Consider the following 26,678-nt stretch of genomic DNA (forward strand, 5'->3'; position numbering starts at 1 on the left):
GGGTCCTCCGATCGGCGGATGCCGTTTCGCGAATACGAAATATGTGGAACTTCCGATACTGCTCGCTGGTCGGTACCGTTCCCTCGCGGCCGAGATGGCCGATGACGAAGGGAGATCTGCGTGCAGAAGAAGATGATCGCGGCCATCGGCTCAGCGGTGATGCTGGCCGTCGGATGGGGCGCCTGCTCGGCCGCGGCGGCTGAACCGGTCGGTTCCGTCAGTGCCGTCGGAGCGGTGCGCGAGGGAGGCGCATCGGCGGACGAGGGCAACGTCACGCGCAACGGTTGGGCCGTTGTCGGCGGCGGGACCTGGTCGTACGGTGTCTGGGCCGGTGAAGTGCACTCGGTGTACGCGAATGATCGGTCGACGCACCGGGCATCGGTGAAAGCCCGCGGCACGCTGGTCCGCACCGCCTGGGTACCGCCGCGAACTATTGCCTATGCCCATGCGCGGAAAGGTGCGTCCGGGAACCAGGCGTTCTGGGCGACTCGGGGATGAGGAACTTCGCGGTCGCAACGGTGCTCGCAGTGGCGACCGCGGTCCTCGTAGCGGGAGCGCTCGTCGTCACAGTCGTGGGCAGCGTCGAATCGCTCGGTGCACTGAGCGGACGGACGAGCATCGCGCTGACTGACCTGCCGGTCACGCAGAGCAAAGCGACGCAGGTCGCGACGATCGAGCGCCTGGCCCACAGGTCGGCGGTGTCCGTGTCAGTGCTCGTGCCGGACCGTGACGGCCGCGCTGACGTCTGGAACGCGTACTCGTTCCGCGGGACACCGAGTCCGCCGGTGTTCCGCGGAACGATCTCCGTTGCGCCCGTGGGTGACGGGGGTGAACTCAGTTTGGCTGCGACGTACATCCTCGACGGTTCTGCGTCCGACATCGCTGAGTTCCTCGACGGAATCCGACGGTCCGGCTACAAGTACGCGGACATCTCTCCGCACGTGATCGAGGCGCTCGCCGCGACGCTCGAACAGCCCGCGACGCTCGCGGCGGTGCTCGCCACCGCGCTCGGCGTTCTCATCGCGCTCGTGGCGGAGTCCGCCCGCCGTGCTTCTCGGCAGCGATTGCGGTTCGCCACCGGGTGGTCGCAGCGCGCTGTGGCTGCGAGAGAAGCCCGAGAGGTGGGTGCCCTCGTGGGGTTCATGGTCGTCATCCTCGGGGTGGTCGTCGGGACCGTCTTCGCGGTACGCCACGCGACCGGCCCGGTCCTGCGGTTCACGGCGATCGAGCTCGCCGTCGTGTTGATCCCGACCGTCGGACTGCTCGTGGCACTCCACGTCGTCCTCGCCCTCGTGACATGCCAGAAGCCAGAACCGGGCGCGGTGGCCCGATGGCCGGCCGTGATCGTGGCCACCGCGGGCATCGCGCTCGTGGTCCTCGGGACCGCCGATCTCCAGACAACGTCGGAGCGCCGAGCGCAGTCGAGGTCGTTGGAACAGACACTCGTCCGTGAAGCAAGGCACGGCGATGATGTGGTCCTCGGAACGAGCTCCACCGAGTTCGACCAAGACGTCGCAATCGGACGGATCGCGCTCGGGCCGCTTCGTGACGGTACGGCGAGCATGGCGCAGGTGTCCTTCGTCGACGAGCTCACGCTGGTCGGAGACGCGTCTGCCGCCCTCGAGGAGTACGCCGATCGGATCGCAGCGGGGAACGGCGACCCGGTCCTGCTCGTCCCCGGAGAGCTGGCAGCGCACACTCGGGCGCTGCAGCAGGCCGCCTCGGAAGAGCTCGCCGAGAGCTGGGAGGTGGAGGGCCTCGAATCACCGCAGCAGCAGAGTGTGCGTGCCGCCGTGGTGCCGTCGACCGCGTCGATCGCCCGCGCCGTGCTCGACTGGACGTCGGCCCTGACACCCGAGATCCCGACGTGGCCCGAGGCGCCGGTGCTGGTCGTCCCCGATCCTGCTGACATCGCTCCGAACCGTTTGGGAACGACGGTCGCGAACGGCGAAGTGCGGTTCAGTGATCGAGCGGCGCTGGAGCGCGCGGTCCACCGCGCTGGTCTCGACGACATCGTGCTGCAGTACCGGCGCGTGGGGGCGACGGTCGAAGGACAACTCACTGCCCTGCGGAGCGAGCGACGTACCGCAGAGGTCGCGCTCCTGGCCATCGTGTTCGCCGTCGTCTTCGCCGGGTTCACGCTCACGGTCGACCACCGCACACGGACACGACGAGCAGCCCGGTTGCGGTTCCTGACCGGTCGGCACCCGATCGTGCACCACTGGCGGTTCGTCATCACCGGTGCCGTGCTCGCCGCTGGTGCTGCGGCGGCGACCTGGGCACTGCTCGAACCGGGAAGCACGCCCTCGCTCCCGATCGCCGCGATCACACCGGTCGCAGTCGTGCTGGTCACCGTTGTGCTGCTCATGGTGATGCTCGTCGTCACTGCACGAGAAGGAAGGAGGGAACGATGACGAACGAGGTGCTGCTCTGCGCCGACGGGCTCGGGTACGACGTCGCCACCCGGACACTGTGGAACGACCTCCGTGTCGTCGCCGAGCCGCACGCCGCGATCGCCGTCCGCGGAGTGTCCGGGCAGGGTAAGACGACGCTGCTCCGATGCCTCGGCGGGCTGGAACGACCGACCCGGGGGACCGTGCGGGTCCTCGGCATCGACATGCACGCCGCAGCGAGGCGTGAGCAGCGACGTCTGCGCCGTGATGTCGTCGGGTTCGTCACGCAGGACCACGCGGTCGTCCCCGAGTGGTCGGTGCGGCAGAACCTCCGGGTCGTCCGCCCTCGTGGGGTGACGAGCCAGGAGCTCGACGTCCGGATCGCCGCTGCGCTCGAGGTCGTCGGGCTCGGTGGCCGGCAACGGATGCGCTCTGGGCTGCTCAGTGGTGGGGAGCAGCAGCGCGTCGCCGTCGCCCGGGTCCTGGTCCAGCAGCCGCGGTTGGTCCTGGCGGACGAGCCGACGGCATCACTCGACGACGTGAGCGCTGCCCGCGTGCGTGACGGCTTGGACCTGATCCGCGAGAGCGGAGGCGCTGTCGTCGTCGCGACGCACGACACGGAGTTGTTGGCGTGGTGTGCGACGGAGGTAGACCTCGTACCACAGACCGTCGTCTCCTGAGAGGTTCGACCCCTCGAACAGGTGGTCGCAGCCGGACCGGAACACGGTAAGGATGGTCGAGCGCTGAGCAGTGCTCATCCGCATCAGGAGGGACTGACATGCACAACGGCTACGCGGTGATCGACCTCGAGACGACCGGGCTCGCTCCGTCGTACGGACACCGCATCATCGAGATCGGGATCGTCCACGTCACGCCCGACGGCGAGGTCGAGCAGACCTTCGAGACCGTCGTCAACCCGAACCGCGACCTCGGCCCGGTGCACATCCACCGCCTCCGCGGCGCCGACATGGACGGTGCTCCGAGCTTCGCCGACGTCGCCGGGGACCTGGCAGACCGTCTGCAGGGCCGGGTCGTCGTGGCGCACAACGCCTCGTTCGAAGCTCGGTTCCTGCACGCCGAGTTCGAACGGCTCGGACACCGCTCACCGCTCAAGCAGGCGAGCAGTGCGCTCTGCACGATGCGGCTGGCACAGGAGTTCCTCCCCGGCTCCGGCCGGAAGCTCGCGGACTGCTGCAGCGCCTACGACATCGACCTGGTCGACGCGCACGAGGCGCTCGCCGACGCACACGCCACCGCTCGCCTGCTCGGCGCCTACATCGGCTCGTCGCGACGTGACCCGCGGTGGGCGACCTGGGGCACCCTGGCTGACGGACAGCGTTGGCCCGGAGTCCCGCGCAGCGGTCGGGCATGGACCGCTCGACGCCGCACGGACGCAACCGCGACCCGCACACGGGTCGACGTGGCGACGGACCGTCTGCCCGCCGTCGGTGGCACCGCGGAAGCGACGCTGTACGCCGCCGTCCTCGACCGCGCCGTCTCCGAGGACCTGCTGGCCGCGAGCGACGCCGACCAACTCGCCGGGTACGCGGCCGAGTTCGGACTCGACGCCGCCAGCCGCGCGGACCTGCACCGCCGGTACTTCGGCGACCTGGTCGAGGCCGTGTGGGCGGACGGTGTCCTCACCATCCAGGACCACATCCAGCTCGAACGCGTTGCACGGCTGCTCGGCGTCACGGACGACGAGCTGGAACACGCGGTCCACAGCCGGCAGCCAGCGCGCATGGGCGCGCGGTCGTTCTCCGCAGCGACGCAGGCTGCGCCCGCAGCAGCTGTCGCGGAGGAGCCCGCGATCGACCTGGGCGAGGGCAGCATCGTCACGCTGACCGGGGAGATGCGGCGGAGCCGGACCGAGATCGAGGCGGACCTGGCCCGGCTCGGCATACGGTCGGCGCCGAACGTCACGAAGAAGACGGCCGTCCTCATCGCGGCCGACGTCGACAGCCTGTCCGGCAAAGCGCGGAAGGCCCGCCAGTACGGCATCCCCATCATCGAGGAGGACGTCCTGGAGGCAGCGCTCGCCGCCGCCAGGTAGGGCTCAGCCCGTCAGACGGCCGGCTCCGGCGCCACGGCTCCGGCGGTCCGCCCGTCCGCCGTCTGCGCTCGCTCTGCCGCCAGCCGTGCCCGCTCGTCGGCGAGCACCTGCGCGATCAGCTGCGACTCGGAGATGTCGACCGCCTGCACCGACGCGCTCGCCGTGTCACTGACGGCGGCGAAGTCCGCGAACGTGCGGGTCTTCCGCGCGAGCATCCGGACGAGGGCTGCGTCGACGCCGTCCTCGGACAGCAGCCGGTGCACCTGCACGACGTCGAGCTGCCCCATGCGTCGGGCTCGGGCGATCGCCTGCCACTCCGTCGTCGGCTTGAGCTGCGGCTCGCAGATCACCACGACCGACGCGGCCTGGATGTTCAGGCCGACGCCACCGGCGATGATCTGCGCGACCAGCACCGATCCCGGGGCCGCGGCGGAGAACTCGTCGATCATGTCCTGCCGCCCGGAGGGGGACGTGGAACCGCTCAACGGACCGAAGACGGTGCCGTCGACGGACGCGAGGACCGCCTCCAGGACGGCGCGGTAGTGGGAGAAGACGATGGTCTTGCGGCCGGTCGAGCGGGCCTCGGCGATGACGTCGCGCAGCGCGGCGATCTTGCTCGAGGCGGCGCCGTCGAGCATCGCGAGCTGCCGCATCGTGTGGAAGCTGTCGGTGTCGACCGCGGTGGCGTAGCGCTCTGCCTCGGCGGGGGTGAGGTCGGTCCACTCCTCGACCTCGACCAGTTCGGGGAGCTCGGTGAGGACGTCCTCCTGGCTGCGGCGGAGGTACACCGGCGCGATCTGCTTGCGGAACGCCAGCGGGTCGTCGTCGTCCTGATCGTCCATCAGGTCCGGGCGGATGTGGTCGATGAGGACCCGGAACTCCTCGACCTTGTTCTCGAGCGGAGTACCGGACATGAGCAGGGCCCGGTCCGAGCGTTCCAGGATCGCGCGGGTGTGCTTCGTGCGCTTCGCGTCGGGGTTCTTGACGTAGTGCGCCTCGTCGACGATGACCGCGGCGAACCGCTGCTCCTCGGGCACGTGCGCGCGGAACCACTCGAGCGTCTCGAACGTCGTGACGGCGACCCCGCCGTCACGCAGCCAGCCGCTGATGCCGCGCACCCGCTCGGTGCCGTGGATGCGGAACGCCGGCACCGACGTGTGCTTCTCGGTCTCGCGCAGCCAGTTCGCCACCACCGCGGCCGGGCACACGACCACGAAGCGGGGCATGCTCTCGGTCGCGGTGGCGGCCACGTGCGCGATCGCCGCGAGGGCCTCCACCGTCTTGCCGAGGCCCATCTCGTCGCCGATCACGACCCGCTCCTGCACCAGCGCGAACGCCGCACCGAAGCGCTGGTACCCGCGGAGCGACGCGGACAGGAGGGACGTGTCCAGGTGGAACTGCTCGATCTGCTCGATCAGGCCCTCGGGCAGCGACCCGCGGCCGGCCGTCGTCGAGTCGGTGAGCCCGACCTCGTCCAGGAGGGCGAAGTAGCTGGCCGGACGCTCGAGGAAGTCGCTCCAGTCGTCCGTCGTCGCGATCCGGTCGCGGTCGCCCGCTGCGCGGACCGCACGCTGGCGGGCGTCGTCGACGTCCGCCTCGATCCGCTCGACCGCGCCCTCGGCCGGGTTGAACGACCCGGAGGCCCGAGCGCCCGGCTGGTGCACGATGCCCAGGACCGCTCGCTGCGCGACCGCGTCCGCCAGGGGAGCGAGCTCGTCGACGAGGACGGCCGCGCGGGGGCCGCCGCCGTTCTTCGCGGCCTCCCACCGGCGGAGCGCCGACACCAGAGCCACGCTCGCCGTGTCCTGCCGGCGGGCGTCGATCTGGATGGCGGCGTCCTCGCGAGCAGCGTCCTGCATCGACCGGGCGGCGGCGTTGATGCGCGCGGCCGTCGTCTCGCCGATGCCCGGCAGGTGGCCGGCCACGATCGGAGCCCGCAGGAGTTCGCCGACCGTCTGGATGCCGGCGTCCCGGACCGCGCCGAGGCGGAGCTGGTCGCGGGTGACCGCGCGGAGCCGGTCGATGTCCATCGTGTTCAACTCACGCCGGGCCGCGACGTCGCGCACACGGTGACCGGCGTCGAGGACGCGCGCACGGGCCTCCTGTTCGGTCTCGACCACCGACCGGAGCGTCGCGATCGTCGTGGGGAGGTGCGCCATCGGGGCGAGGTCGATCAGGGCGACCGGGCCGAGGTGTGCGGTCGCGGTGAGGAGCGGGCCCTCAGTGTCGAGGAGCGCGTCGAGCGTGGCGTCGGGGCGGGGGACGTCGCGGGTGTCGATCGCCTTCAGCGCGGTGAGGGCGCCGGTGTCGAGCCACGCGAGGGTGGTCGTCAGGTACTGCTCGGCGCGGGCTGCGGCCTCGCGGCGCTCTCGGCCGGCGAAGATGCCGGCGATGCCGGAGGCTGCGTCCTCGTCGGCGAGGGCTGCGGGGACGTCCTTCGTCAGGACGGTGAGGACGTCCTCGGCGGCGCGGTCGGCGTGGGGGAGTGTGGCGGCGTGCTGTAGTGCTGCTGCGAGGGTCGTGTCGGTGGGGCGGAGGGGCAGGACGGAGCAGGAGAGGGCTGGGCCGGTGATCGTCAGGCGGCGGGTGAGGAGGTCGTCCTTCGCCGACGTGGCTGCGTCCTGGATGGAGGCGCGGTGGTGGCGGACCTCGGTGGCTACGTCGGACAGCGTTTGTAGGCGGTCACGGAGTGTTCGGTCGACCATTTGTGCCCCTCCCTGGGTCGTTGGACCATCGTGGCAGGCCAAGGCGCAGCGGAGGGATTGTGGACGCAAGCGGCGCCAACCTGTGGTCAAGGAGGTTGTGCTGGACGGGCCGCCGCCAGTGAGGCGCGACCGTTACAGAGCATCGCCTAGGTGGTTACCGAACGATGACACCAAGGCGTTCACATCCCACCGGTACCGCCATAGAAAACCCCGGGTAGAACAGGGGTTTTTGGATTTCGAGGACATGAGTGGTGCAAGTATGATGCGTTGAACCAAGGGGTGTCGCTGTCCGTGGTGCGTCTGAGCTTGCGATCGACCGTCATTCGAGGTCCAGCATGGGACGGGGTTCCGGAGCTAACCAGTCGGCGAACGCCTCGAAGAAGAGGCTCAGTTGAGTTTGGTCTTGAAGCAGAACCCGTACGTCACCGACGCCGTGGTGGCCCTTTTCCTGTAGATGTTCGATGCCGAGGCTGTGACCATCAGCAGGCTTCGCGGGTAGAACCACACTCAGATCGGTTTTGCGGCGGACGACGCTCAGGAAAGTCTGTGTCCGCCCACCGCGTGTGCGCGGCGGGTTCTCCTCTCTCCGAAATCCGATGAATGTAGATCGGACGACGTAGTGCAGTCCTGGATTCCTGACCCGGACTCCCTCGTCGAGGGCTCGCACCAAGTCACGAACTCTTGGCAGAGCATCGTCGAAATAGAGAGCCGCGAGATCGTCCTGGCCGAGATGGAGAACCTGCTGAAGCACCCCATCCAACGTCGTGCCATTCTGGATCGCGGCAGACTCTAGAAACCGCCGTGTCTTCTCCTCCATCAACGCGGTGGCTTGAAGGCAGTGATGATGTCGTTCGCTAGTTGAGTGTCCATGTGCAGGCTAAGGCCGACTGTCTCGCGGGCTTGAGCTCGAAGCCGTTTTGCCGTGGACTCGGCTTCATCTGCAAGGCGTAGCGCCTCTAGAACTTCATCCGTTACTGATGGCGGAGGCTCTGGAACGGTCAGGTCCTTCAGGATGTCCCAGTTGACGCGCGTTCGGCCGATGCCGGTCGCGCGGATGATCATGTCGGCTCTGGTCTCCGGGGAGCGAAGTAGGGCCCACACGAGATAGGCGTCGATGTCGCCGATGATCTGGCAGACCGTGTACTCGTTAGTGACCACGGATCCATCGAGTTCCTCGGGAACAAGCCCCACGGCACCGTGCACAGCGTTGATGTGGCTGACGACGAGATCGCCCGTCCGCACCCTGGTGAGAGTCTGCTTAGGGATGTCCGCGAGAGAGACAATGTCGCCAGGCTCGCACGCTCCGTCATACCGCACGCGGAGGTACTGCACGGTGTCGTCTGTGGCCGTCACCGCCGGGGTGTCAGCCAGGTCGGTCGACAGACCTTCGGTCGCGGCTTCGAGGCCGTCTACGGCATCGTCTGGAGTGGCTATCGCTTCAGCCGAGACAAAGCGACTCGCATCGGACGTACCCGCTTCAATCCGTGCAACCAAAGAGCTTAGCTTTCTGCCGACTAAGTCAGCTTCAACCCAGCCGATGGGTCGTTCGCGCAACGACGGCATCACTGCCTTCACATCCATGCGTTCGCTAATCGCCTCGGCCGGCACGATCAACTCAGCGGGTACTTCCTCTCCCGCTTGAAAATTTTTATAAATACTCACAACCGTCGCGATTTCAGCGTTGGCGCGCTCACGATTGATGGCGTCGATCGGTAGAACTCGTTGACGTGGTGAGTCGTCGATCCCAACGGATGAGCAGTAGTACATGAAGACTGAAGGCTGCGATTCATCTGGCGTGGTCTTCTTGGTCATGAGGAGCAGTGAGGTCTTCACTCGCGCCTGAGACCGTTGGAACGCATCACCGGGCAGGCTGATGACCGCGTTGATTACGAACTTGCTACGCAGCCACTTGCGCAGACCCTTGTTTTTCGCGGCTCCCAGAATGCTGTCGTCGACCACGGTGATCATACGGCCGCCGCTAGCGAGCAGGTCGTGGTAGCGCTCGAAGAACAGCACCATGGACCCAACGCTCGCGAGGGGACGGTGAGCGCCACCTGTGTTGTCGAAGGCCAGCACATAGTCGTCGAGCAGCTCGGCGTGCGACGAATCCTTACGGTCGTATTCCTTCGCGAAGGGCGGGTTGGTCAGAATGACGTCCGCTACACCTACCTGATGTCCTTCAGCGTCCTTCTTCATGCCATCTGCGACGAGGTCTCGGAACGCCTTCTTTTCGGCCTTCAGCTCCGTGTCGTCGTTAAGCAGTCCCTTGGTCTTCTTATCGAGTGAATCGAGTTGGAAGATGCGGCTGCCGCCGTCGCCGTGCAGATACATGTTGATGCGCGCAATGCGGGCGAGTGCAGGGTCTCGAGCAACGTCAACTCCGATCATGCTTTCGTTTGCAACGCGCTTCTTGAGCGCGGCCTTCTTCGCTGAGGAGTAGGAGGCATTGGAATCGATCTTGGCCCACATGTCGGAGAGCGACTCGATGAGGAAGCCGCCCGTCCCACAACAGGCATCCATCACGCGATCCAGGTGGTCTTCGCGTGCCTTGAGCTGAGCGAGCCTCGTCGCCAGCTTTACGACGCTTCGGGGAGTGAAGAACTGTCCCAGGTCCTTGCCTCGCAAGGTGGAGTTTAGGAACGTCTCAAACATGCGGCCGTTGAGGTCAGCGTCGATGCTGATCAGGTCGATGGTTTCCAGGCGCTCAGTGATGGCGCGGAGAGTTTCGGCTGACAGCAGCAGGTGTTCGTTGCGCGCAAAAATCCGCCGCTTTTTGCCCTCGGAGATCTCCTCCTCAAACTCGTTGAGCCTGTCCTGGAAGAGGGTATCCAGGGGGTTCTGCGTCGCGCTCATCGATTCGATCCAGCTGCGAGAGAAGAGCACCTCGCTGGCTGGCAACGTCAGCGAACCCGCTGCGTTGGTGCTTCCAAGCGTGCTGGCATGCGCCTTGCGGTCGGACCACAGTTTCAGGAAGATTACCTTCACGAATTCCATGAAAGCAGCGGTATAGCTCATGGCTTCCCGCTTGTAGATGGTGCGGTGTACCCACGCGAAGTGCTGGTTGAGCTCGCTGACGGGAACTCGTCGGAGCGTGTGGGGACGATCTGAGATAATCGCAACGTTCTGGAAGGCGTGAGGATCGAGGAACTTCCGAAGCTGATCGAAGTCGGCGTTCCCATCGACGAACGAAGAAATCGGCAGGGTCATGAGCGGAATGGCGCTGTCCCACTTGTAGAGCCGCGTTTCCGAACCATTCGACAGGACGTAGAATTCGACAGGATTGTCGGCTTCGCTCTTGTTCAATTCAAAACAGTAGCTCGACGCCTGCCCCACCCACTGATCGAGGTTCTCAGTGACGCCCTTCGCTTCAACGATCCAACGCACACGCCCGCTGGCGGTGATTGCATAGTCGGGGCGCCACTTCTCGGACTGACGAGACGCAGAGAGGGTCAGCTCCTTGAGCGCGCTCTTCGGCAGAATTTGGTTGTCCGGGTAGCCGAGGTCGGTGAGGAGTCGGCTCACAAAGAACTGTTCCACCGAAGATTCGTTGGACAGGTCGGTCAGGGCGCAGAATTTGCTGACGGCCGCAGGCGAGTTCGTAGACACTTTTTGATGGTACCGTCAAGCGACTGGAGCCGTTGCCGACGCGGTAGAGGTGGCGGCGAACGCATGTGGCCGCACGCGCCGCGGGTCGACCGACGACGCTGCCCGCGCTGAGAGAGGTCCGCTGGGCGGCGACAGGACCCCCTCCTGTCGTGGCGTCCTGGTCGATGCACAAATTTCCCCGCATCCTGGACAGGAGCCGTTCAGAGCGTTGCCGGTCCGCTCTCCTACGAGGAGTGCCAGCTTGGTCGCTCAGGTTCTGCCCAAGTTCAGGGGTTCGCGGTCCAGAAAAGTGTGCGAAACTGGCACACATGGATGCAGAGCAACTTGGTAGCAGGATCCGCCAGGAGCGCGAGCGTGCTCGTCTCAGCCAGATTGACCTGGCGTCGAAAGCCGAGCTAGATCGAACGGTCATGAGCAAGATCGAGTCTGGCGTACGGAAAGTGACCGCTCTCGAGCTCATGCGTATAGCTGAGGCCGTCGGGATCCGTATGGCTCGATTCTTCGAAGAGCCCATCCCGGCGATCGTCTCACATCGTTCCAGTCAGGGGCTGGATACCGCTGAGTCTCAAGTCGATGCGATCCTGGACTTCTTCGCGCACGATGTGGAGTTTGTGCTGCGCCTCGCTCCCGATGCACTAGTGCCGAGTGTCCCGATTAGCGACCCTTTTGCCTCGCCGCAATCTGCTGATGACGCGGAAGCTCTGGCTGTAGCGGCACGCAGGCTGCTCCGCCTGGACGATGAAGAGCCAGTTCTTCGGCTACAGGAGGTCGTTTCACGGCTTGGACTGTGGGCCTTGTCAATGGACTTCGGCCCAGATACCGCGGACGCCGGTTCGCTGCTCCTGAAGAAAGGCGCAGTAGCGCTTGTCAACAGCCACAATAAAGTTGGTCGCCGGCGCCTGGCATTAGCTCACGAGCTGGGACATTTCCTGGTCCAGGATGAGTATTCTGTCGATTGGCGGGTGAGCGATCCCGGCAGCGGGATCGAGGCGAGGCTTGATCGGTTTGCGCGAGCACTACTCCTGCCTTCCGTCGGATTTAGATCTTTCTGGACCAATTCGCTGGCACAATATGGATTGAGAGATGCCGCGGTTCTCACGGCGTCTCGGTTCCAGGTGGACATGTCTACCCTGGCTCGGCGGATAGGTGACCTCAGGCTGGAGGGTGACGGAAACGCAATTCGTTCGACGCAAACCGTGGGCGCGGACATCGTTGAACACGGTCTGCTTGTCTCCAACGATCTCGAGGGCACTTCCTTGCCGCAGCAGTATCAGCGAGCCATCATCGGGCTTTATCGAGCGCAGCAGATCAGCGTTGAGCGAGCGGTGGAGCTGCTTCGCGGAACACTCACGGATTCTGATCTGCCGCAGAGGCGAAAGCGTGTTGAGGGCGAACTCTGGAACTTCTTAGGATGACAAATCCACTCGTATTCGACACGGGACCCCTGCGGCACTTCGCAATGCATCAGTGGTTAGGTTCCCTGAAGTTCCTGACTGGTGATCGAGGGCTCCTGATTCCTGAGTCGGTCGAGTACGAGCTACTGCGTCAGGAGCGGGAGCTGCCTGCATTGCGACAAATTCTTGAAGCCGATTGGGTTGAGGTGGACCGCAGCGACGATCTCGATTTCACGGCCGTTTTCGCGGACTACGAGGAACGGCTTGTGCCCCTGGGGACGAAGGACAACTTCGGAGAGTGCGGAGTGTTGGCGCTTGGCAAGGCCAGAGGTTTCGAGGTGGTTCTGGATGATGGGACGCCACGGGGAATCGCGGAGGCTGAGAAAATTCGGGTCACTGCGACCCTCCCGCTGCTTTGCGAAGGAATTCGGGCTGGCCAATTGACTGTCCCGATGGTTGAGCACCTGGCAGATGAACTCATCGCTGGTGACTACTACCTTCCCTTTGGCCCAGGAGAATTCAGGCGTTGGGCGCTGGAGGAAGGCCTCATCGAGTACGGGGATTAGTCTTCGGCTGAGTCAATCTGGTAGTGAATACTGACGCAAAGCCCGCGACGTTGTCTTCCATTATGCCGAGTCACATGTACGAGCGGTGAGTCGCGTCGTGGCGGCTGCTGTAGAAGCGAAACGGCCTGCATATTATCCACGGGGTCCGCGCGAGAATGAATATCATGACGACGGGAAGCTAGTTCGCGTCGAGATGATCGCCGATGGCTTGAAGTTGCACCGCGATCGAGTAGCGGAAATTGTCGCCTGAGGATGAACCCGGACTATTGTCTCGGTTGGGCGTGCCTAGGGAGGCCTACTTTTCCCCATTGTCGATCACCGAGGGGGTGGGACTCCTACGCAAAGTGCAGGTTCCCAACCCGACCCGCTCAATGCCCGGCCGGCCCCATGCAAATTGGATTCCGCGTTCCGGCACCACCGATGGCGAGGCCATTGCGAGCATTCGCAACAAGCAGGGGCCCTTCGCTCCTACTTGCTGAGCGGTGCCGCCAGCGCGAAGTGTGCCATCTGTGGCTTGCTCATCCCGATTGACCTCCTGATTGCTGGGCACATTGTGCCACGCGCTCAGCTAAGCGGAAATGAGCGCCGCGTCTTTCGGTCGGTAGCGATGCTGGTGTGCTTGCTCGGCTGCGATGCGCTGTTCGAAGCTGGCTACCTGGTGGTCGACGGGAGAGGGGTGGTCCGGCAAGGCCGACCAACGACTGAAGAGGTGCTGACCGCTGAGATTGGTCGCAGGGTGGGCAGGGCAGCAGGAGCTTGGGGGTCTCACATGGCGTCCGCGTTTCGCTGCCATGAGCAGGATAGTGTCGACCACAAGGCGGGAGTACTGCTGGCGGTCGGCCCCGCCACAACGACCGAGTTGGCGTGCGAGCTGACCCGGTTCTGATGCCGGGCGAGGTCAACGCGCGGCGAACGTTGAGATGTGAACTTGTGTAAGTATCCGGGGGACAGTGGTCGTTCTTTCTGTAGTATTTCAGGACATTTGGATCTTCTGCCAACCTCGCGGGGCCGGGTTAGAGGGTTCAAATTCCACCGGTAGTAGCGGCGAAGGTTGTTCGCTGATGCGCGTCTCGCCGCGTCGCTCCTGCTACAGCTACAGCTGCTCAAACACGGTCGTGATGCTCCTGAAGCGGTGCGCCTTGCTGATCGGTCACCCTCGTTCACCCCGGCCGGTACAACCCCGCCGGCTTCCCCGGCCCCTCCGCCCGCTTCCCCTCGGTTACCACGAGCCGCCCCATCATCGCCCTCCGGAACGTGTCCGGCTGCAACTGCACCCCGAGCACCACTTCGTGCAACCGCCGCAGCTCCGTCATCGTGAACGGCTCAGCGAGCAGCCCGTGCGGGTCCGGCCGCTCCCGGTGGTCCTCCCGCAGCTGCGCCACCGCGTACTCGAGGATGTCGTCGTGCGCGTGCACCATCGCCCCCGCGGCGGCGACGGGTACCAGGCGCGCCCGCCCGGAGTCGATCGTCAGGGCAGCCGCGGGGACGACGTCGAGGTGCGCCACCGACAGCACCCACCCCCGCGAGTCCCGCGCCGGGTCGTCGAACACGTGCAACTGCCGTGGCGCGAGTCCCTCGACGCCGGCCTTCTCGCGCAGGGACCGCAGCACCGAATCGGCGAGGCGTTCGCCCTCGTGCACGAACGTCCCCGGCAGCCGCCAGTCACCGTCGACGGCGTCGCGGACCTGCAGCACCGACAGCTCCCCGTCGACGACGGTCATGACCGCGGTGTCGACCGCCACGGAGGGGTGCGGGTAGTCCGCCAGACGCTTGCCGCTCGGGTCGCGGTACTCGGTGTCAGCCACGGGCAGGAGTTTACGCGCACTTGCGTTAATCGCCAGATCGATGCAGGATCGGTTTAGCGCGGAACTGCGCTAAACCGATCCGGAGGTCTCGCCATGACCGTGCACACCACGATCCTCGACCGCGCCGTCGGCGCCGTCCTCGGCTCCTCTGCCGGCGACGCCCTCGGCGCCGGCTACGAGTTCGGCCCGCCCGTCCCGGAACCGACGCCGATCCTGATGCAGGGTGGCGGCTCGTTCGGGTGGCGACCAGGGGAGTGGACGGACGACACGAGCATGGCCGTGCCGATCCTCCAGGCCGTCGCCCGAGGCGATGACCCGGCGGCGGAAGCCGCCCTCGACGGTTTGGTCGCCGCCTGGGCGAAGTGGGCATTGGACGCACCCGACGTCGGCATCCAGACCCGAGAGGTCCTGTCCGGACTGGAGGCCCACACCGCCGCCGCGAGTCGGCTCGCTGCCCGGCGGGTGCACGAGTCGACCGGCCGGTCGGCCGGCAACGGGTCGCTGATGCGGACGGTACCGCTCGTCCTGGCGTACCTGCGTGGGGACGACGGTGAGGAGGAGCGGCTCGCCTCGGCGGCCCGCGCCGTCAGCGACCTGACGCACCACGAAGCGGACGCGGGGGACGCGTGCGTGCTGTGGTGCGTCGCGATCCGGCACGCGGTGCTACACGGCGAGCTCGATGTCCTGCGGGGGCTGGACCTGCTCGCCCCGGCGGCTCGACGGACGTGGACCGAGCGACTCGTCGCGGCGGAACACGCGGAGCCGGTTGCCTTCACCGCGACGAACGGGTGGGTCGTGTCGGCGTTGCAGGCGGCCTACGCGGCGGTGCGGTCGTCGACCTCGCTCGAGGACGCCCTCGTACGCGCGGTCCGGTCGGGCAACGACACCGACACGGTCGCGGCGATCGCCGGTGGCCTGGCCGGAGCGCTGTACGGGGCGGCGGCGCTGCCGGAGGAGTGGCGAGCCGTGCTGCACGGGTGGCCGGAGCTCCGGGCGGACGACCTCGTCACGATGTCGGAGCAGGCGGTCGGCGGGCACTGACCTGAGGCGCCGGAGCCGGCGTCGGAAGCTGCCGTGGGGGGGAGTTTCCGACGCCACGCTCAACGCACGAGTTCGACGACCTTCGTCAGCGTCCCGGTGAACCGTTCCCGAGCACCGACCTGCGCGAACGACTGCCCGGCGGGATGCACGGTGCGGAGTACCCGATACCGTCCGCCGAGCTCGAGATCGAGGTGGGTGTCCCAACCGTCCTGGGCCTTCCGTCCGGCGAGGACGATGACGCGGAGCTCGGGCAGCAGATCCAGCAGCCCCCGTAATTCGATCGCCCCTTGCTCGATCTCCTGACCGGTCGGCTTCACCGACGCCCGACCGAGCACCCACGGCACGATGTTCCATGCGAGCACGTGCTCGTGGAGACCCACAGCGTTGCGAGTCGCCCAGACGTTCTGGGCTGTCAGGTCGTCGTTGTCGACCGAGATGAACCCGGACCCGCCCCATCGGGGTACGGTCTTCGGCCCCGGCGCTTCGAGGAGCAGCATCGCTCGCGCCTCGGTGCCGGATTCCGCCGGGTCGAAGTGCGGCAGGACGATGTCCGGCGTCTGAGAGCGACGCTTCTCCTCGACCGAGCGCGCCCAGGCCTCGAGCGGGAGGGTGTGCTCTGCCGTTGCGAGCATGTCGTTCCGAGTGGCGAGCACTGCAGGATCACGGAAGCCGCGCGGTGCGTCGAGGAACATGCCGCGAGAGTACCGATCTTCTATCGACTGACGAGCGCCCGCGAAGGAAGGTCCCGCACGAACCCAGCTCGCGTCACGCGACGCTGCTACGACCGCGGAAGACGCCGACGCGCACGAGCCAGACGTACATCAGGCACCCGATGCAGACGTCGAACGCCGCGTTGAGGAACGCGGCGACCAGGGCGACGGCAGCGCCGACCGGTGCGGCGTACGGGACGCCGATCATCGCCAGGACGAGGGCGACACCGGTCACGACGAGGCCGACGCGCTGGGCGAACCAGGCGGCGGAACAGCGCGCCGTACGGGTGGCGGACGATGCCGGCCAGGCCTCCCCAGGCGAAGAGCGCGGCGATGACGGCGAGCAGGACGAAGCCGATCGTCCGCGTGCCGTCGTTGAGGGTGAGGACGATGTCGAGCGCGAGCAGGACCGTCGTGATCGCGGCGCCGAAGCGGGGCGAACGGGAGTCGATCCCTCGGGAGGGTGCGGGGCTGCTGGTCATGGGTGCTCCTCGGTCAGGACGGCGTCGAGCGCGGCGACGAGTTCGGGCTGGCGGGGCGGTCCACCGAAGCGGGCACGGACGGTCTGCGTTCCGTCCACGAGGAGCACGGTCGGGGTCTGCATCACGTCGAAGCGCCGAGCGAGCTCCGGGCGTTCGGCGAGGTTGATCTCGAGCCGGCGGACGCGGGCAGAGCCGTGCGTCGTTGTCGACGACTTCGAGGCGGCGACCGCGTCGAGTTGCCGCGCCGTGGCGGGGCAGCGTGCGCATGTGGGCGTCGAGAACTGGAGGAGCGTGGCGGCGGTGCCGAACGCCTCCCGGTCGGCGAGGTCGGCCACCGTCGTCGCGTCGCTGACCTTGGACGTGACCACTCGTGCTCGGCCGGTGCGGCTGCGGAGCAGCAGACCGAGGACCGTCGCGACGGTGAGGACGCCGGCGACGATCGCGAGCGAGAGGGCGACGGTCATGGTGTGGACACTACGTCGCCCGGCCCGCCGGACCAAGGGTGTTGAGTCCCGTGACGAAGGCGAAGATCTGTTGGATCGGATCCGACGGAGATCAGTTCGAGACACCGACCCACAGCTGGTCGCGCGCTCTGGTCATCCCGACGTAGAGCTCGCGGAGATCGAGGCGGCGTCGTTCGAGGGCGCTCTCGTTCTCGGCCGCTGGCTCCTGGTCGAGGAGGCGCGCTGGGACGTCCGCCAAGAAGACGTGTTTGAACTCGAGGCCCTTGGCACGCTTGATCGTGCCGACCTTGATGTTGCTCGTCGTCTGACCCGTGTACCGCTCGATCGACACAGCCGGCAGGCGCTCCTCGCGCAGGATGCCGATCACGCGGTTGGCTGCCGCATTGGTCCGGGCCAAGATGCCGATGTCGCCCGTTCTCGTTCCACCGCGGACAGCCGACCGAACAGCAGCCACCAGGGCTCGGTCGAGATCCTTCCACTCTGCGAAGCGTCGGAGAACCGGCTCCGGTCCGGTCCGGGTGATCGCGGCGACCGTGTCACCAGCAGCGTCCGTGCCCTCGATGTCAGTGACGATGTCGTCTTCGACGAGACGGCGCGCGAAGTCGGCGATCTGACGGGTGTTGCGGTGGTTGACGTCGAGGATGACACCACGGCCGGCGAGGCTGATGCCGATCTCTCCGAGCGTGTAGCCGCCAGGGTAGATGGACTGCTGACCGTCGCCGATCAGCGTCAAGCCGTCCGGGCGGTCGCCGACGAGGGCGTGCAACATCCCGACCGTCACGCAGTCGAGGTCCTGCGCTTCGTCGATCACGACTGCCTCGTACCGATGGAGCGGACGCTCCCGAAGTTCGTCGCGAGCCATCCGGGCCAGGTCAGCCCAGTCGACGACGCCAGCGGACTTGAGATTGCGGTTGTAGGTCTCGGTCAAGGCCCAAGCCCGCTCGCGGAGCTCGACCGGGAGGGCGTACTTCCGTCCGACGCGGGACACGGCTGCGTACCGCTCGAACTCGGTCAACCCTCGACCCTTGATCACGTGCGTGACTTCGTCCCGCCAGTACCCAGAGCCGAACCGCGGTGACCTGAGCGGGTCCTTCGGGTCGAGGGCGTTCCAAGCGCGCCACCAGGCGGTGTTCGCGGCATCCGTGTCGATCTCGAACGGGATGCGGCGTTCCATGAGGAGTGAGCGGGCGAAAGCATGAACGCCTGCGAATTCGACCTTCGCGGCGTGCGCGGGTTCCAGACGCTCGAGCAGGGACTTCAGCACTGCCGGAAAACTCTTCACGTACGTCGTCACGAGCACCTTGTCGGTGGCGGCTCGAGCGAGGTGGGCTGTCCGGTGCAGTCCGACGACGGTCTTGCCGGTACCCGCAGCACCGCGGATACGGGCGGGCCCGTTGAAACTCCGTCGCGCGATCTTCGCCTGCGCCGGGTCGAGGAAGGACATCCAGGTCTCGATCGGCGCTTCGTCCAGGTGGAGGAGCCCGCGGTGGAACTCTTCCAAGTCGAAGACGACCTCGTCCTCGTCCTCATCGACGTCGATCTGCAGCGCGGATGGTCCGTCCTCTGGGTCCACGATGACCGCGAAGTAGTCGCGGGCGACCGCGGCGAGCTGCTCCACGTCGGCGACGTTCAACCGGGCACCGGGACGTCGCAGTCGCTCGACGAGCTTCTCCGTCCCCACGACCTCGACGGTCCCGACCTCAGTCGCGATCCGGGGCTGCAGCGACATCGCGGCGATGCAGTGCACCTCGCTCGGTGGCAGACCGACCTCGGCGAAGGCCTCCTGCGTGTCCGAAAGCAACGTGGAGAGGGAGTCGAACTCGTCCGTGACGTCGTCCTGACCACGGTGCGGCCGACCGCCCTGCACCGAGAAGTCCCGCCACGCCTTCGTGTCGACGATGAAGACTCCGGACCGTCCGACGACGACGAGGTCCACCTGCGCTGTTCTCGATCCGGGCCATCGCCGGTCAGGAAGGAGTTGGAACCCGTCGGTCGCCAGCTCGGAGACCAGTCGCATCGTCTGTGCTTCGGTCTGCTCCGCAACCGAGAACCGGCCGGAAGCGGCGAGCAAGGCGGCTGCGTTGACCGGATCAGCCTCGGCTGCGCGACTGAGATGACGAGCACGTTTGCCCGCTGATGCCCCCGCCATGCTCATACAGTCGCCTCCGCAACAGAGGATCCACCGTCGACTTCGCGGCGGTCCCCCTGCCGTCGCGCCCGCACATCAGTTTGCTGGACCACCTGGCGTCGCACCAGTGACCTCTTCGGGCGACGTCAGCGACTGACCAGAGATCAGTCCGGCAGACCGAGCCGCTCGCACTCCGCCCACTGCTCGGGGCGACGCTTGTCGAGCCACGCCGTGAACTCGCGGTAGCCGCGGTAGTTCGTGAAGACCATGAACTGCTTCTTCCGCTGCTCGTTCCAAGCGGTGAGGCTGATGAAGGTCGGCCCACCTCCGTTCGACTGCTTGCCGAAGCGAAGGGTGTGGATGTCGGCGACCTCGCGCCGACGGAACTTGCCGAACCCCGACTTCACGTCGTAGTGCCGGTCGTACACGTTGATGCGGCCCGCGGCGAGGGCCAGGCCGAACAGCAGGAAGACGGCTCCGAGGCCGAAGAGGATCCCGAACGCAGGACTGTCATCGGAGCCGGCCGTGAGCTGGAAGACGATCCCCGGAATCCCGATCACCAAGCCGAACACCCCGAGGGCCAAGAAGATCACCCCGGGGAACAGCGGCCGGCGCACGACGATCATCGGCGCCACCTCCGCCTTGGTCGCGCTTCCGCCCCACTGGTTGATGCTGTCGCTCATCGTTCCCCCTTCGACCGAAACCGTACCGGGAACCGCGGCGCTCGGTCGGCCGCCGCCTCCGTACCATCGGGAGGATGAGCGACGACGTGACCCCAGGGCGGTACCGGCACTTCAAGGGCGGGGAGTACCAGGTGGTGCTCCTGGCGCAGGACGTCGAGACCGAAGAGCCGGTCGTCGTGTACCAGGCGCTGTACGGCGAGCACGGGCACTGGGTACGAGGCCTCGCGGACTTCACCGCGCACGTGTCGCGTGACGGGTACGACGGACCGAGGTTCGTGCGGCTGGAAGTCTGAGGAACCGCGGCCGCGGCTCCGACTTCGGCTCAGAGCGCGGCGCGGGCGTCTTCGATCGCCGCGATGAGCCCCGGGACACCCCAGACGACGAAGCGCCCGTGCAGACCGCTCCGCAATTCGACTCGGAGCTGGCGTGACAGGCCCCGCGAGACGTCGCTGAGCGAACTGATCTCCCCGAGTGGGAAGCCGAACTGCGGACGGACACGGTTCACCGCGTGCCCCTCGAAGAACAGCACGGTCGAGGTGAGGACGAGCTTGCCGCCGATGCCCTCCGTGCCCTTCCGCCCCGGGACGAGGAGGCCCAGCTCCGCCGCGACCGACCGGTCCTTCGCGCCGTGGTCGATGAGCAGGTTGGCGTTCTTGCGCAGCAGTTCGGTGCTGGAGTCCCCGGGTTCCATGCGGCAACCGTAGGGGACGGGCCTGCTGCTAGCGAGGATCGCCGCTGGACGCGCGCCGGCTGCGTCGCTTCTTCCTGCTCGCTCGCTGGTACTCGGCCACCGCGAACGACAGCGCGATGACAACCAGCCACAGCGGCACTCCGGTCCGGTCGATCGTGGCACTCACGGATTCCCCTTCGGCCCCCGGCACAGCCATGACGAGGCCTGGCACCTGGACTTGCTGCCCAGCGACGGCAGCGGCCCCGGTCGCGATCATCGCGATCGTCGCGAGTGCGACCGCGGATCCGATCAGAGAACTGACGGCAAGCCATGCTGCCTTGACGATCCTCACGGACATCCTCCCTCGCGCGACTGCGATGCAATGTCTCACATATCAGCAGTCCGCTCAAGTGGCGTCGGTGCCCGCCCCTACCCTGGTCAGACCACGACAACAGGGAGCGCAGTGCAGATCACCGAGGACAGCCGAGCCCTGCTCAGCCCGAGCGACCTCACCACGTGGGCGACCTGCGAGTGGGCGTTCCTCCGCCGCCTCGACGCCAAGCTCGGCCGCGGCGAACCCCTGCCCGACGAGCACGACGACATGCTCGACCGGACGGCCCGCCTGGGGGACCAGCACGAGCTCGACTACCTCGAGATCCTCAAGCAGACCCACGACGTCGTGGAGTTCGACCGCCCGGCCCCGCCGCAGTACCGGCAGGCGGCAGCGGCAGCGCTCCAGGCCATGCGGGACGGCGCCGACGTCCTGTACCAACCGACGTTCCACGTCCCCGCATCCGCAGACGGCACAGGCTTCATCGGCTTCGCCGACTTCATCATCCGCAACGACCGCGGCGAGTACGAGGTCTACGACACCAAGCTCGCCCGGCACGCCAAGATCAGCGCCCTGCTGCAGCTCGCCGCCTACGCCGAGCAGATGCGCGCGCACGGCATCCCGACCGGGCAGCAGGTGCACCTGGTCCTCGGCGACCGCACGACGACCACGCACGAGCTGGCCGACATCATGCCGGTGCACCGCACGCAGCGCGCCGAGCTGATCCGGGTGATCGCCGAGCGGCTGGTCGCGGACGAGCCGATGCAGTGGGGCGACCCCCGGTACTCCAGTTGCGGCCGGTGCGCCGCCTGCCAGCAGGAGGTGCAACGACACCGCGACCTGGTCCTCGTCGCCGGCATGCGCCTCGACCAGCGGACGAAGCTGATCCGGCAAGGTGTGCGCTCGATCGACGACCTGGCGGTCCGGACCGCACCGGTGGCGACCATGTCGAAGACGACACTGGATCGTCTGGTGCGTCAGGCGAGCCTCCAGATCGAGACGGAGCGCGCGGCCGGACAAGTCGATGAAGCAGGACCGGCCTTCGAGGTCCTCGACCCACGGGCCCTCGACGCGATCCCCGCACCCGACCCCGGCGACGTCTTCTTCGACTTCGAGGGCGACCCGCTGCACACCGAGGACGGCGTGCACTGGGGCCTCGACTACCTGTTCGGGCTCGTCGACGACCAGGCCGAGTTCCGGGCGTTCTGGGCGCACACGATCCGCGACGAGCGACAGGCGCTCGTGGACTTCCTGGCGTACATCGCCGAGCGCCGCGAGCAGTACCCGGACATGCACATCTACCACTACGCCGCGTACGAGCGGACGCACCTGCTGTCCCTCGCAGCCCGGCACGGGGTGGGGGAGGACGCGGTCGACGACCTGCTGCGCGCCGGCGTCCTCGTCGACCTGTACCCGATCGTTCGGAAGGCCCTGGTCGTCGGCAGCCGCAGCTACTCGATCAAGAAGCTCGAGCCGCTGTACATGGGCGACGACCTGCGGCTGAGCGACGTCACCAACGCGGCCGACAGCATCACCGCCTACGTCGACGCCATCACCGAACTCCGGACCGGGGACGCCGTCGCGGGGCAGCGGCAGCTCGACCAGGTCGCCGACTACAACGCCTACGACTGCCGGTCGACGCTGCGCCTGCGCGACTGGCTGCTGGGCCTCCGCGCCGAACACGCCCCGGACGCCACCACGACGGTCGAGCTGGAGGGCCTGCCGCCCCTGCCGGTCGAGCGCGAGCCGAACCCGGTGTACGTCGCGCTCGCCGCCGAGACGGCGGACGTCGACGCCCTCGACCGCACCCCCGACCAGACCGCGTTGGCGCTCGCCGCAGCTGCCATCGACTACCACCGCCGCGAGGCGAAGACGTTCTGGCAGGACCACTTCGACCGGCTGCGGAACCCGGTCGACGAGTGGGCCGACACCCGTGACGTGCTCGTCGTCGAACGGGCCTCCGTCGAGCGGGACTGGGCGACGCTGCCGCGCGCCCGCTCGCAGTCGCGGGAGATCCGGTTGTCGGGGACACTCGCGCCCGGCTCCAGACTCCGGTCTGGAGGCTCGCCTCACCTCGTGTACGACGACCCACTCCCGGCGTCGATCACCGCCCCGGGCCCCGGCTCGAAGGGCGCCACCGACCGCGCCTCGATCCTGGAGGTGTGGGACAACGGCGACGCCACCGAGGTGCTCGTCCTCGAACGCCTGCCCGTCGGCGGCGGGGAGCCCCACTCCGGCTTCCCGGTCGCGCTGGCGCCGTCGTCGCCCCCGCGGGCGAAACCGCAGCCCGAGGCCATCGCTGAGTGGGGTGCCGAGGTGCTCGACGCGCTGCCGGAGATGCTGCCCGACCCGGCGCTCGACCTGCTGCGGCGGGTGCCGCCTCGCGGGCCTCTCGTACCGGTCGTGGAGGACGACACGGTGGGCGCCGTGGTGGCGACCCTGCTCGGACTGGACCGGTCGTACCTGGCGATCCAGGGCCCTCCCGGCACCGGCAAGACGTACGTCGGGTCGAACGTCGTCGCGAAGGTCGTGCGTGAGCACGGGTGGCGGGTCGGCGTCGTCGGACAGTCGCACGCGACCAGCGAGAACTTCCTCGACGCGGTGATCGCCGCCGGGGTCCCCGCGGACCGGGTGGTGAAGCAGCCGAAGAGCGGCGCCGACCCCGAGGACGTCGAGGCTGCCGAGTGGACGCCGGTGAAGAACGGCGCGGCGATCGCGGCGTTCCTGCAGTCCTGCGCCGACACCGGCACCGGGGGAGTGGTCGGCGGGACGGCGTGGACGTTCGCGAACGAGTCGACCATCGCTCGGCACTCCCTGGACCTGCTCGTCGTCGACGAGGCGGGGCAGTTCTCCCTCGCGCCGACGATCGCCTCCGCCATCGCGGCCTCGCGCCTGCTGCTCCTCGGCGACCCGCAGCAGTTGCCGCAGGTGTCGCAGGGCTCGCACCCGGAGCCGGTCGACGAGTCCGCGCTCGGCTGGCTGGCCGACGGGGAGCACGTGCTGCCGCCGGAGTTCGGGTACTTCCTCGCCCAGACCCGGCGGATGGAGCCGGCCCTGACCGCGGCTGTCTCCGGTTTGTCGTACGACGGGCAGCTCGCGTCGATGGTGTCCGGGCGGCGCCTCGACGGGATCGACCCCGGCGTGCACCCGGTGCCCGTCGTGCACGCGGGGAACACGACCTCGTCGCCGGAGGAAGCGGCACAGGTCGTCGCCCTCGTCGCCGACGTCGTCGGGCGCACCTGGACCGACGACCGCGGCACCCGCCAACTGACCGACGAGGACGTCATCGTCGTCGCGCCCTACAACGCGCAGGGTGCGGTGATCCGCGACGCCCTCGACCGGGCCGGGTACACCGGCACGCAGGTCGGGACCGTCGACCTGTTCCAGGGCCGGGAGGCGGTGGTCTCGATCACCTCGCTGGCCGCGTCCTCCGCGGCGGACATCCCACGCGGGCTCGACTTCCTGCTCATGCCGAACCGGTTGAACGTGGCGCTGTCGCGGGCGAAGTGGGCGGCGTACCTCGTGCACTCGCCGGCGTTGACGACGGCGCTGCCGCCGTCGATCGCGGGGTTGGCGTTGTTGTCGCGGTTCATCGAGTTGGTGGCGCCGCGGGAGTGACGCGGTAGGGCGCCGGAGCCCTCAGCTCAAGACGGCCGCTCAGCCCCCCGCCGCACCGCCCCCGGCCGTCGCCGCCGTCTGCCGACTCTGCACCACGGACTTCACCGCGCCCGCGACCCAGTCCCCGTCCGTCAACGCCTTGATGTGCTGCCGGTCGACCTTGCCGAACTGCCCACGCAGCGTCCCGGTGGCGTTGAGCAGCCCGATGAGCGCGACCTGGAACGGCGACGGTGCGGCGTCGAGGTGCAGGACGTCGCCGATCTCACCGCGCAGCAGCTTCGCCGGGCCGCCGTCGTGCTCCGGCCAGCGGGCCGAAGGGAAGATCCCGAGGACCCGGTGCTCCTGCCGCGTCACGAGTCCGCGGCCGACGAGTCCGGCGAGCACGCCCTCCCGCAACGCACCGTTCGCGTTCCGGGACACCCAGGACGACGGCCGTCGCGGCGCGGGCGCGAGGTCGATCTGTTCCTTCATGCCGTCGATCACCGGGTCACCGACGGGAGCGGACTTCGCCGGGATCACCTTGCGCCCGTCGAACTGCAGCACCCCGCGCAGCGCCAGGTCACCGAGCACGGCACCGGCGACACCGGGGTCGAAGGTCTGCGAGGAGACGGCGAGCTTGCCGTCCGGCCGCAGGAGCAGCAGCGCGTACGCCTGCGGCAGCGTCAGCTGGGCGGACATGGTCAGTCCTCGTCGGCCTCGGGCGGCAGGCCGCTGATCCCGGCCCGCAGTCCGGCGACGACGTCGGCCTGCAGGAAGTTCGCCGCTTCGGCGCTGGTCGGGTCGACGACGATCCCGAACTCCTCGGGCAGCGCGGTCACGAGTTCGGCCATCGGCATCGCACGCGCTTCCAACCCCGGGAGGCTCGTGGCCAGCTGGGCAGGATCGGTGAAGACCGGCACGAACGGGCGGTCGCGCAGGACGACGTGAGCGACGCTGCCGTCCTCGGGCTCACCGCTGGTGCCGGCGGCCTTCCACGGCACCCAGGCCGCGCTGCCGAGGAACCCCTCGGCGGATGCGCCCATGCGGCGGCGCAGGTCGCCGGCGGCATCGGGTCCGGTGTTCTCGGCTCCGGGGCCGAAGCCGGACCCGGTCGTTCCGTTGGCGCTCATCGCGTTCCCCTCCACGGTCGTGTCACCGGCCATGCTGCCACGCAGGACGGACCGCGGGGGCGGGGCGCGCCTCCCGTCCGGAGCGGTCAGTCCCCACCGCCGCCTCCGCCGTCGCCACCACCGCTGTCCCCGCCGCCGCTGTCCCCGCCGTGGTGACCGCCGCCGTGGCTGCCGCTGGAGGACCAGTCGCCGCCGTCCGAGCCACTGGCGACGAACCCGCCGCCGGTGAAGCCGTCGCCTCGGGACTGCGTCTGCTTGACGACGACCCGCACGGCCGCGGCGACCCAGTCGTCACCGGTGATCGAGCGCACCCGCGTCCGGTCGTGCGTCCCGAACTGCCGTCGGAGGGTGCGCGTGGACCGCAGCAGCCCGATCAGCGCGGTGATGAACGGTGACGGCGGAGCCTGCCCGCGCAGGACGGCGTCGACCTCGGCCCGCAGCGCCTGTCCGGGCCGGGGATCCCGTTCGGGCCAGAGGACGGACGGGAAGAACGCCAGCGCCCGGCCCGGCTCGCGACCGAGGATGCCCCGGACGACGAGCCCGCCGAGCACGGACTCGCGGAGTGCCCGGTCGGACAGCCGCCTGATCCACGTGGCGGGGAGCTGCGGTGACGGCGCCGCCGCGAGGAACGTCGTGAAGCCGTCGAGGGTCGGTTCGCCGATCGGCGGGGCCGTCGCGACGGCGACGCGGCCGAGGTCGAGGGTGACGCGGCCCCGGAGCGCCAGGTCGCCGAGTGTGGCTCCGGCCAGGCCGAGGTCGAACACCGTGCCGGTGGTCGTTATCCGACCCTCGGGCGAGATGAGGAGGAGCGCCAGCGCCTCCGGCAGTGTGAGCTGACCGACCCCTGTTCCGCGGTTCATCTGCATCGCGTTCCCCCGCTCGTGACACCGGCCATGCTGTCACGTGGGCGGGGCGGAACG

Annotated in this window: 22 protein-coding genes and 1 pseudogene; 9 read left to right on the forward strand and 14 right to left on the reverse strand. The window is 67.9% G+C overall.

What is annotated here, in order from left to right; translation table 11 throughout:
• Window positions 1-120 precede the first annotated feature (120 nt).
• From QL987_RS06555 to QL987_RS06570, 4 genes are all read left to right on the forward strand, one after another.
• Entirely contained in the window at window positions 121-498 is a 378-nt protein-coding gene (locus QL987_RS06555; protein ID WP_290156837.1) for a lactococcin 972 family bacteriocin, read from the forward strand.
• Window positions 495-2,414: a hypothetical protein gene (locus tag QL987_RS06560; protein WP_290156838.1), complete on the forward strand. Its 1,920-nt coding sequence runs from the start codon at window positions 495-497 to the stop codon at window positions 2,412-2,414. Before QL987_RS06555 ends, QL987_RS06560 begins: the two co-directional genes overlap by 4 nt.
• Window positions 2,411-3,073, forward strand: a complete 663-nt coding sequence (locus tag QL987_RS06565) for an ATP-binding cassette domain-containing protein (RefSeq protein ID WP_290156839.1) — start codon at window positions 2,411-2,413, stop codon at window positions 3,071-3,073. Before QL987_RS06560 ends, QL987_RS06565 begins: the two co-directional genes overlap by 4 nt.
• Before the next feature lie 98 nt (window positions 3,074-3,171).
• Window positions 3,172-4,446 (forward strand): exonuclease domain-containing protein, encoded by a 1,275-nt coding sequence (locus QL987_RS06570; protein ID WP_290156840.1) that lies wholly within the window; start codon window positions 3,172-3,174, stop codon window positions 4,444-4,446.
• An 11-nt stretch (window positions 4,447-4,457) separates the two neighbouring features.
• Here the strand turns inward: QL987_RS06570 and QL987_RS06575 are convergent, their stop codons facing one another.
• The 3 genes from QL987_RS06575 to QL987_RS06585 form a co-directional block, all read right to left on the reverse strand.
• Window positions 4,458-7,151, reverse strand: coding sequence for a DEAD/DEAH box helicase (locus QL987_RS06575; RefSeq protein ID WP_290156842.1), 2,694 nt, complete (start codon window positions 7,149-7,151; stop codon window positions 4,458-4,460).
• A gap of 319 nt (window positions 7,152-7,470) precedes the next feature.
• Window positions 7,471-7,968 carry a hypothetical protein gene (locus QL987_RS06580; RefSeq protein ID WP_290156843.1) on the reverse strand — a complete coding sequence of 166 codons (498 nt, stop codon included), beginning with the start codon at window positions 7,966-7,968 and terminating at the stop codon, window positions 7,471-7,473.
• Window positions 7,968-10,757 (reverse strand): N-6 DNA methylase, encoded by a 2,790-nt coding sequence (locus tag QL987_RS06585; protein ID WP_290156844.1) that lies wholly within the window; start codon window positions 10,755-10,757, stop codon window positions 7,968-7,970. The genes QL987_RS06580 and QL987_RS06585 overlap by 1 nt, the downstream gene beginning before the upstream one ends.
• A gap of 308 nt (window positions 10,758-11,065) precedes the next feature.
• On the opposite strand from QL987_RS06585, the gene QL987_RS06590 reads away from it, so the two are divergent.
• Window positions 11,066-12,172, forward strand: coding sequence for an XRE family transcriptional regulator (locus QL987_RS06590; RefSeq protein WP_290156845.1), 1,107 nt, complete (start codon window positions 11,066-11,068; stop codon window positions 12,170-12,172).
• A complete protein-coding gene (locus QL987_RS06595; RefSeq protein WP_290156846.1) occupies window positions 12,169-12,717 on the forward strand; it encodes a nucleotide-binding protein in 549 nt (182 codons plus the stop codon). Before QL987_RS06590 ends, QL987_RS06595 begins: the two co-directional genes overlap by 4 nt.
• Window positions 12,718-13,877: 1,160 nt before the next feature.
• Here QL987_RS06595 and QL987_RS06600 read toward each other — a convergent pair.
• Window positions 13,878-14,522: an NUDIX domain-containing protein gene (locus QL987_RS06600; protein WP_290156847.1), complete on the reverse strand. Its 645-nt coding sequence runs from the start codon at window positions 14,520-14,522 to the stop codon at window positions 13,878-13,880.
• 93 nt (window positions 14,523-14,615) lie between these two features.
• Between QL987_RS06600 and QL987_RS06605 the strand changes: the two genes are divergently transcribed.
• On the forward strand, window positions 14,616-15,563 hold the full coding sequence (locus QL987_RS06605; protein WP_290156848.1) for an ADP-ribosylglycohydrolase family protein: 948 nt from the start codon (window positions 14,616-14,618) through the stop codon (window positions 15,561-15,563).
• 59 nt (window positions 15,564-15,622) lie between these two features.
• Here the strand turns inward: QL987_RS06605 and QL987_RS06610 are convergent, their stop codons facing one another.
• From QL987_RS06610 to QL987_RS06630, 5 genes and pseudogenes are all read right to left on the reverse strand, one after another.
• Complete coding sequence (locus QL987_RS06610; RefSeq protein WP_290156849.1) at window positions 15,623-16,255, reverse strand: uracil-DNA glycosylase; 633 nt, start codon at window positions 16,253-16,255, stop codon at window positions 15,623-15,625.
• Window positions 16,256-16,328: 73 nt separating this feature from the next.
• A pseudogene (locus QL987_RS06615) lies at window positions 16,329-16,755 on the reverse strand (DUF4395 family protein).
• Entirely contained in the window at window positions 16,752-17,219 is a 468-nt protein-coding gene (locus QL987_RS06620) for a thioredoxin family protein (protein ID WP_290156850.1), read from the reverse strand. Before QL987_RS06620 ends, QL987_RS06615 begins: the two are co-directional and overlap by 4 nt.
• A gap of 91 nt (window positions 17,220-17,310) precedes the next feature.
• Window positions 17,311-19,374 carry a UvrD-helicase domain-containing protein gene (locus tag QL987_RS06625; protein WP_356840062.1) on the reverse strand — a complete coding sequence of 688 codons (2,064 nt, stop codon included), beginning with the start codon at window positions 19,372-19,374 and terminating at the stop codon, window positions 17,311-17,313.
• Window positions 19,375-19,511: 137 nt separating this feature from the next.
• Window positions 19,512-20,030 (reverse strand): hypothetical protein, encoded by a 519-nt coding sequence (locus QL987_RS06630; protein WP_290156852.1) that lies wholly within the window; start codon window positions 20,028-20,030, stop codon window positions 19,512-19,514.
• 74 nt (window positions 20,031-20,104) lie between these two features.
• Between QL987_RS06630 and QL987_RS06635 the strand changes: the two genes are divergently transcribed.
• Window positions 20,105-20,323, forward strand: a complete 219-nt coding sequence (locus QL987_RS06635; protein ID WP_290156853.1) for a DUF1653 domain-containing protein — start codon at window positions 20,105-20,107, stop codon at window positions 20,321-20,323.
• Window positions 20,324-20,352: 29 nt separating this feature from the next.
• On the opposite strand, the gene QL987_RS06640 is transcribed toward QL987_RS06635, so the two are convergent.
• Window positions 20,353-20,721, reverse strand: a complete 369-nt coding sequence (locus QL987_RS06640; RefSeq protein ID WP_290156854.1) for a hypothetical protein — start codon at window positions 20,719-20,721, stop codon at window positions 20,353-20,355.
• 28 nt (window positions 20,722-20,749) lie between these two features.
• Window positions 20,750-21,052, reverse strand: a complete 303-nt coding sequence (locus QL987_RS06645) for a hypothetical protein (protein ID WP_290156855.1) — start codon at window positions 21,050-21,052, stop codon at window positions 20,750-20,752.
• Window positions 21,053-21,163: 111 nt separating this feature from the next.
• Between QL987_RS06645 and QL987_RS06650 the strand changes: the two genes are divergently transcribed.
• Window positions 21,164-24,649, forward strand: coding sequence for a TM0106 family RecB-like putative nuclease (locus QL987_RS06650; RefSeq protein WP_290156856.1), 3,486 nt, complete (start codon window positions 21,164-21,166; stop codon window positions 24,647-24,649).
• 39 nt (window positions 24,650-24,688) lie between these two features.
• Here QL987_RS06650 and QL987_RS06655 read toward each other — a convergent pair whose 3' ends face one another.
• The 3 genes from QL987_RS06655 to QL987_RS06665 all read right to left on the reverse strand — a co-directional run bounded on the left by QL987_RS06655 (window position 24,689) and on the right by QL987_RS06665 (window position 26,618).
• A complete protein-coding gene (locus tag QL987_RS06655) occupies window positions 24,689-25,327 on the reverse strand; it encodes a GPP34 family phosphoprotein (protein ID WP_290156857.1) in 639 nt (212 codons plus the stop codon).
• Between the two features lie 2 nt (window positions 25,328-25,329).
• Window positions 25,330-25,758, reverse strand: a complete 429-nt coding sequence (locus tag QL987_RS06660) for an SseB family protein (protein WP_290156858.1) — start codon at window positions 25,756-25,758, stop codon at window positions 25,330-25,332.
• Window positions 25,759-25,844: 86 nt separating this feature from the next.
• Window positions 25,845-26,618: a GPP34 family phosphoprotein gene (locus tag QL987_RS06665; RefSeq protein ID WP_290156859.1), complete on the reverse strand. Its 774-nt coding sequence runs from the start codon at window positions 26,616-26,618 to the stop codon at window positions 25,845-25,847.
• Window positions 26,619-26,678 lie beyond the last annotated feature (60 nt).

It is taken from the genome of Curtobacterium sp. APC 4022 (genome assembly GCF_030407555.1).
Taxonomy (GTDB): Bacteria; Actinomycetota; Actinomycetes; order Actinomycetales; family Microbacteriaceae; genus Curtobacterium.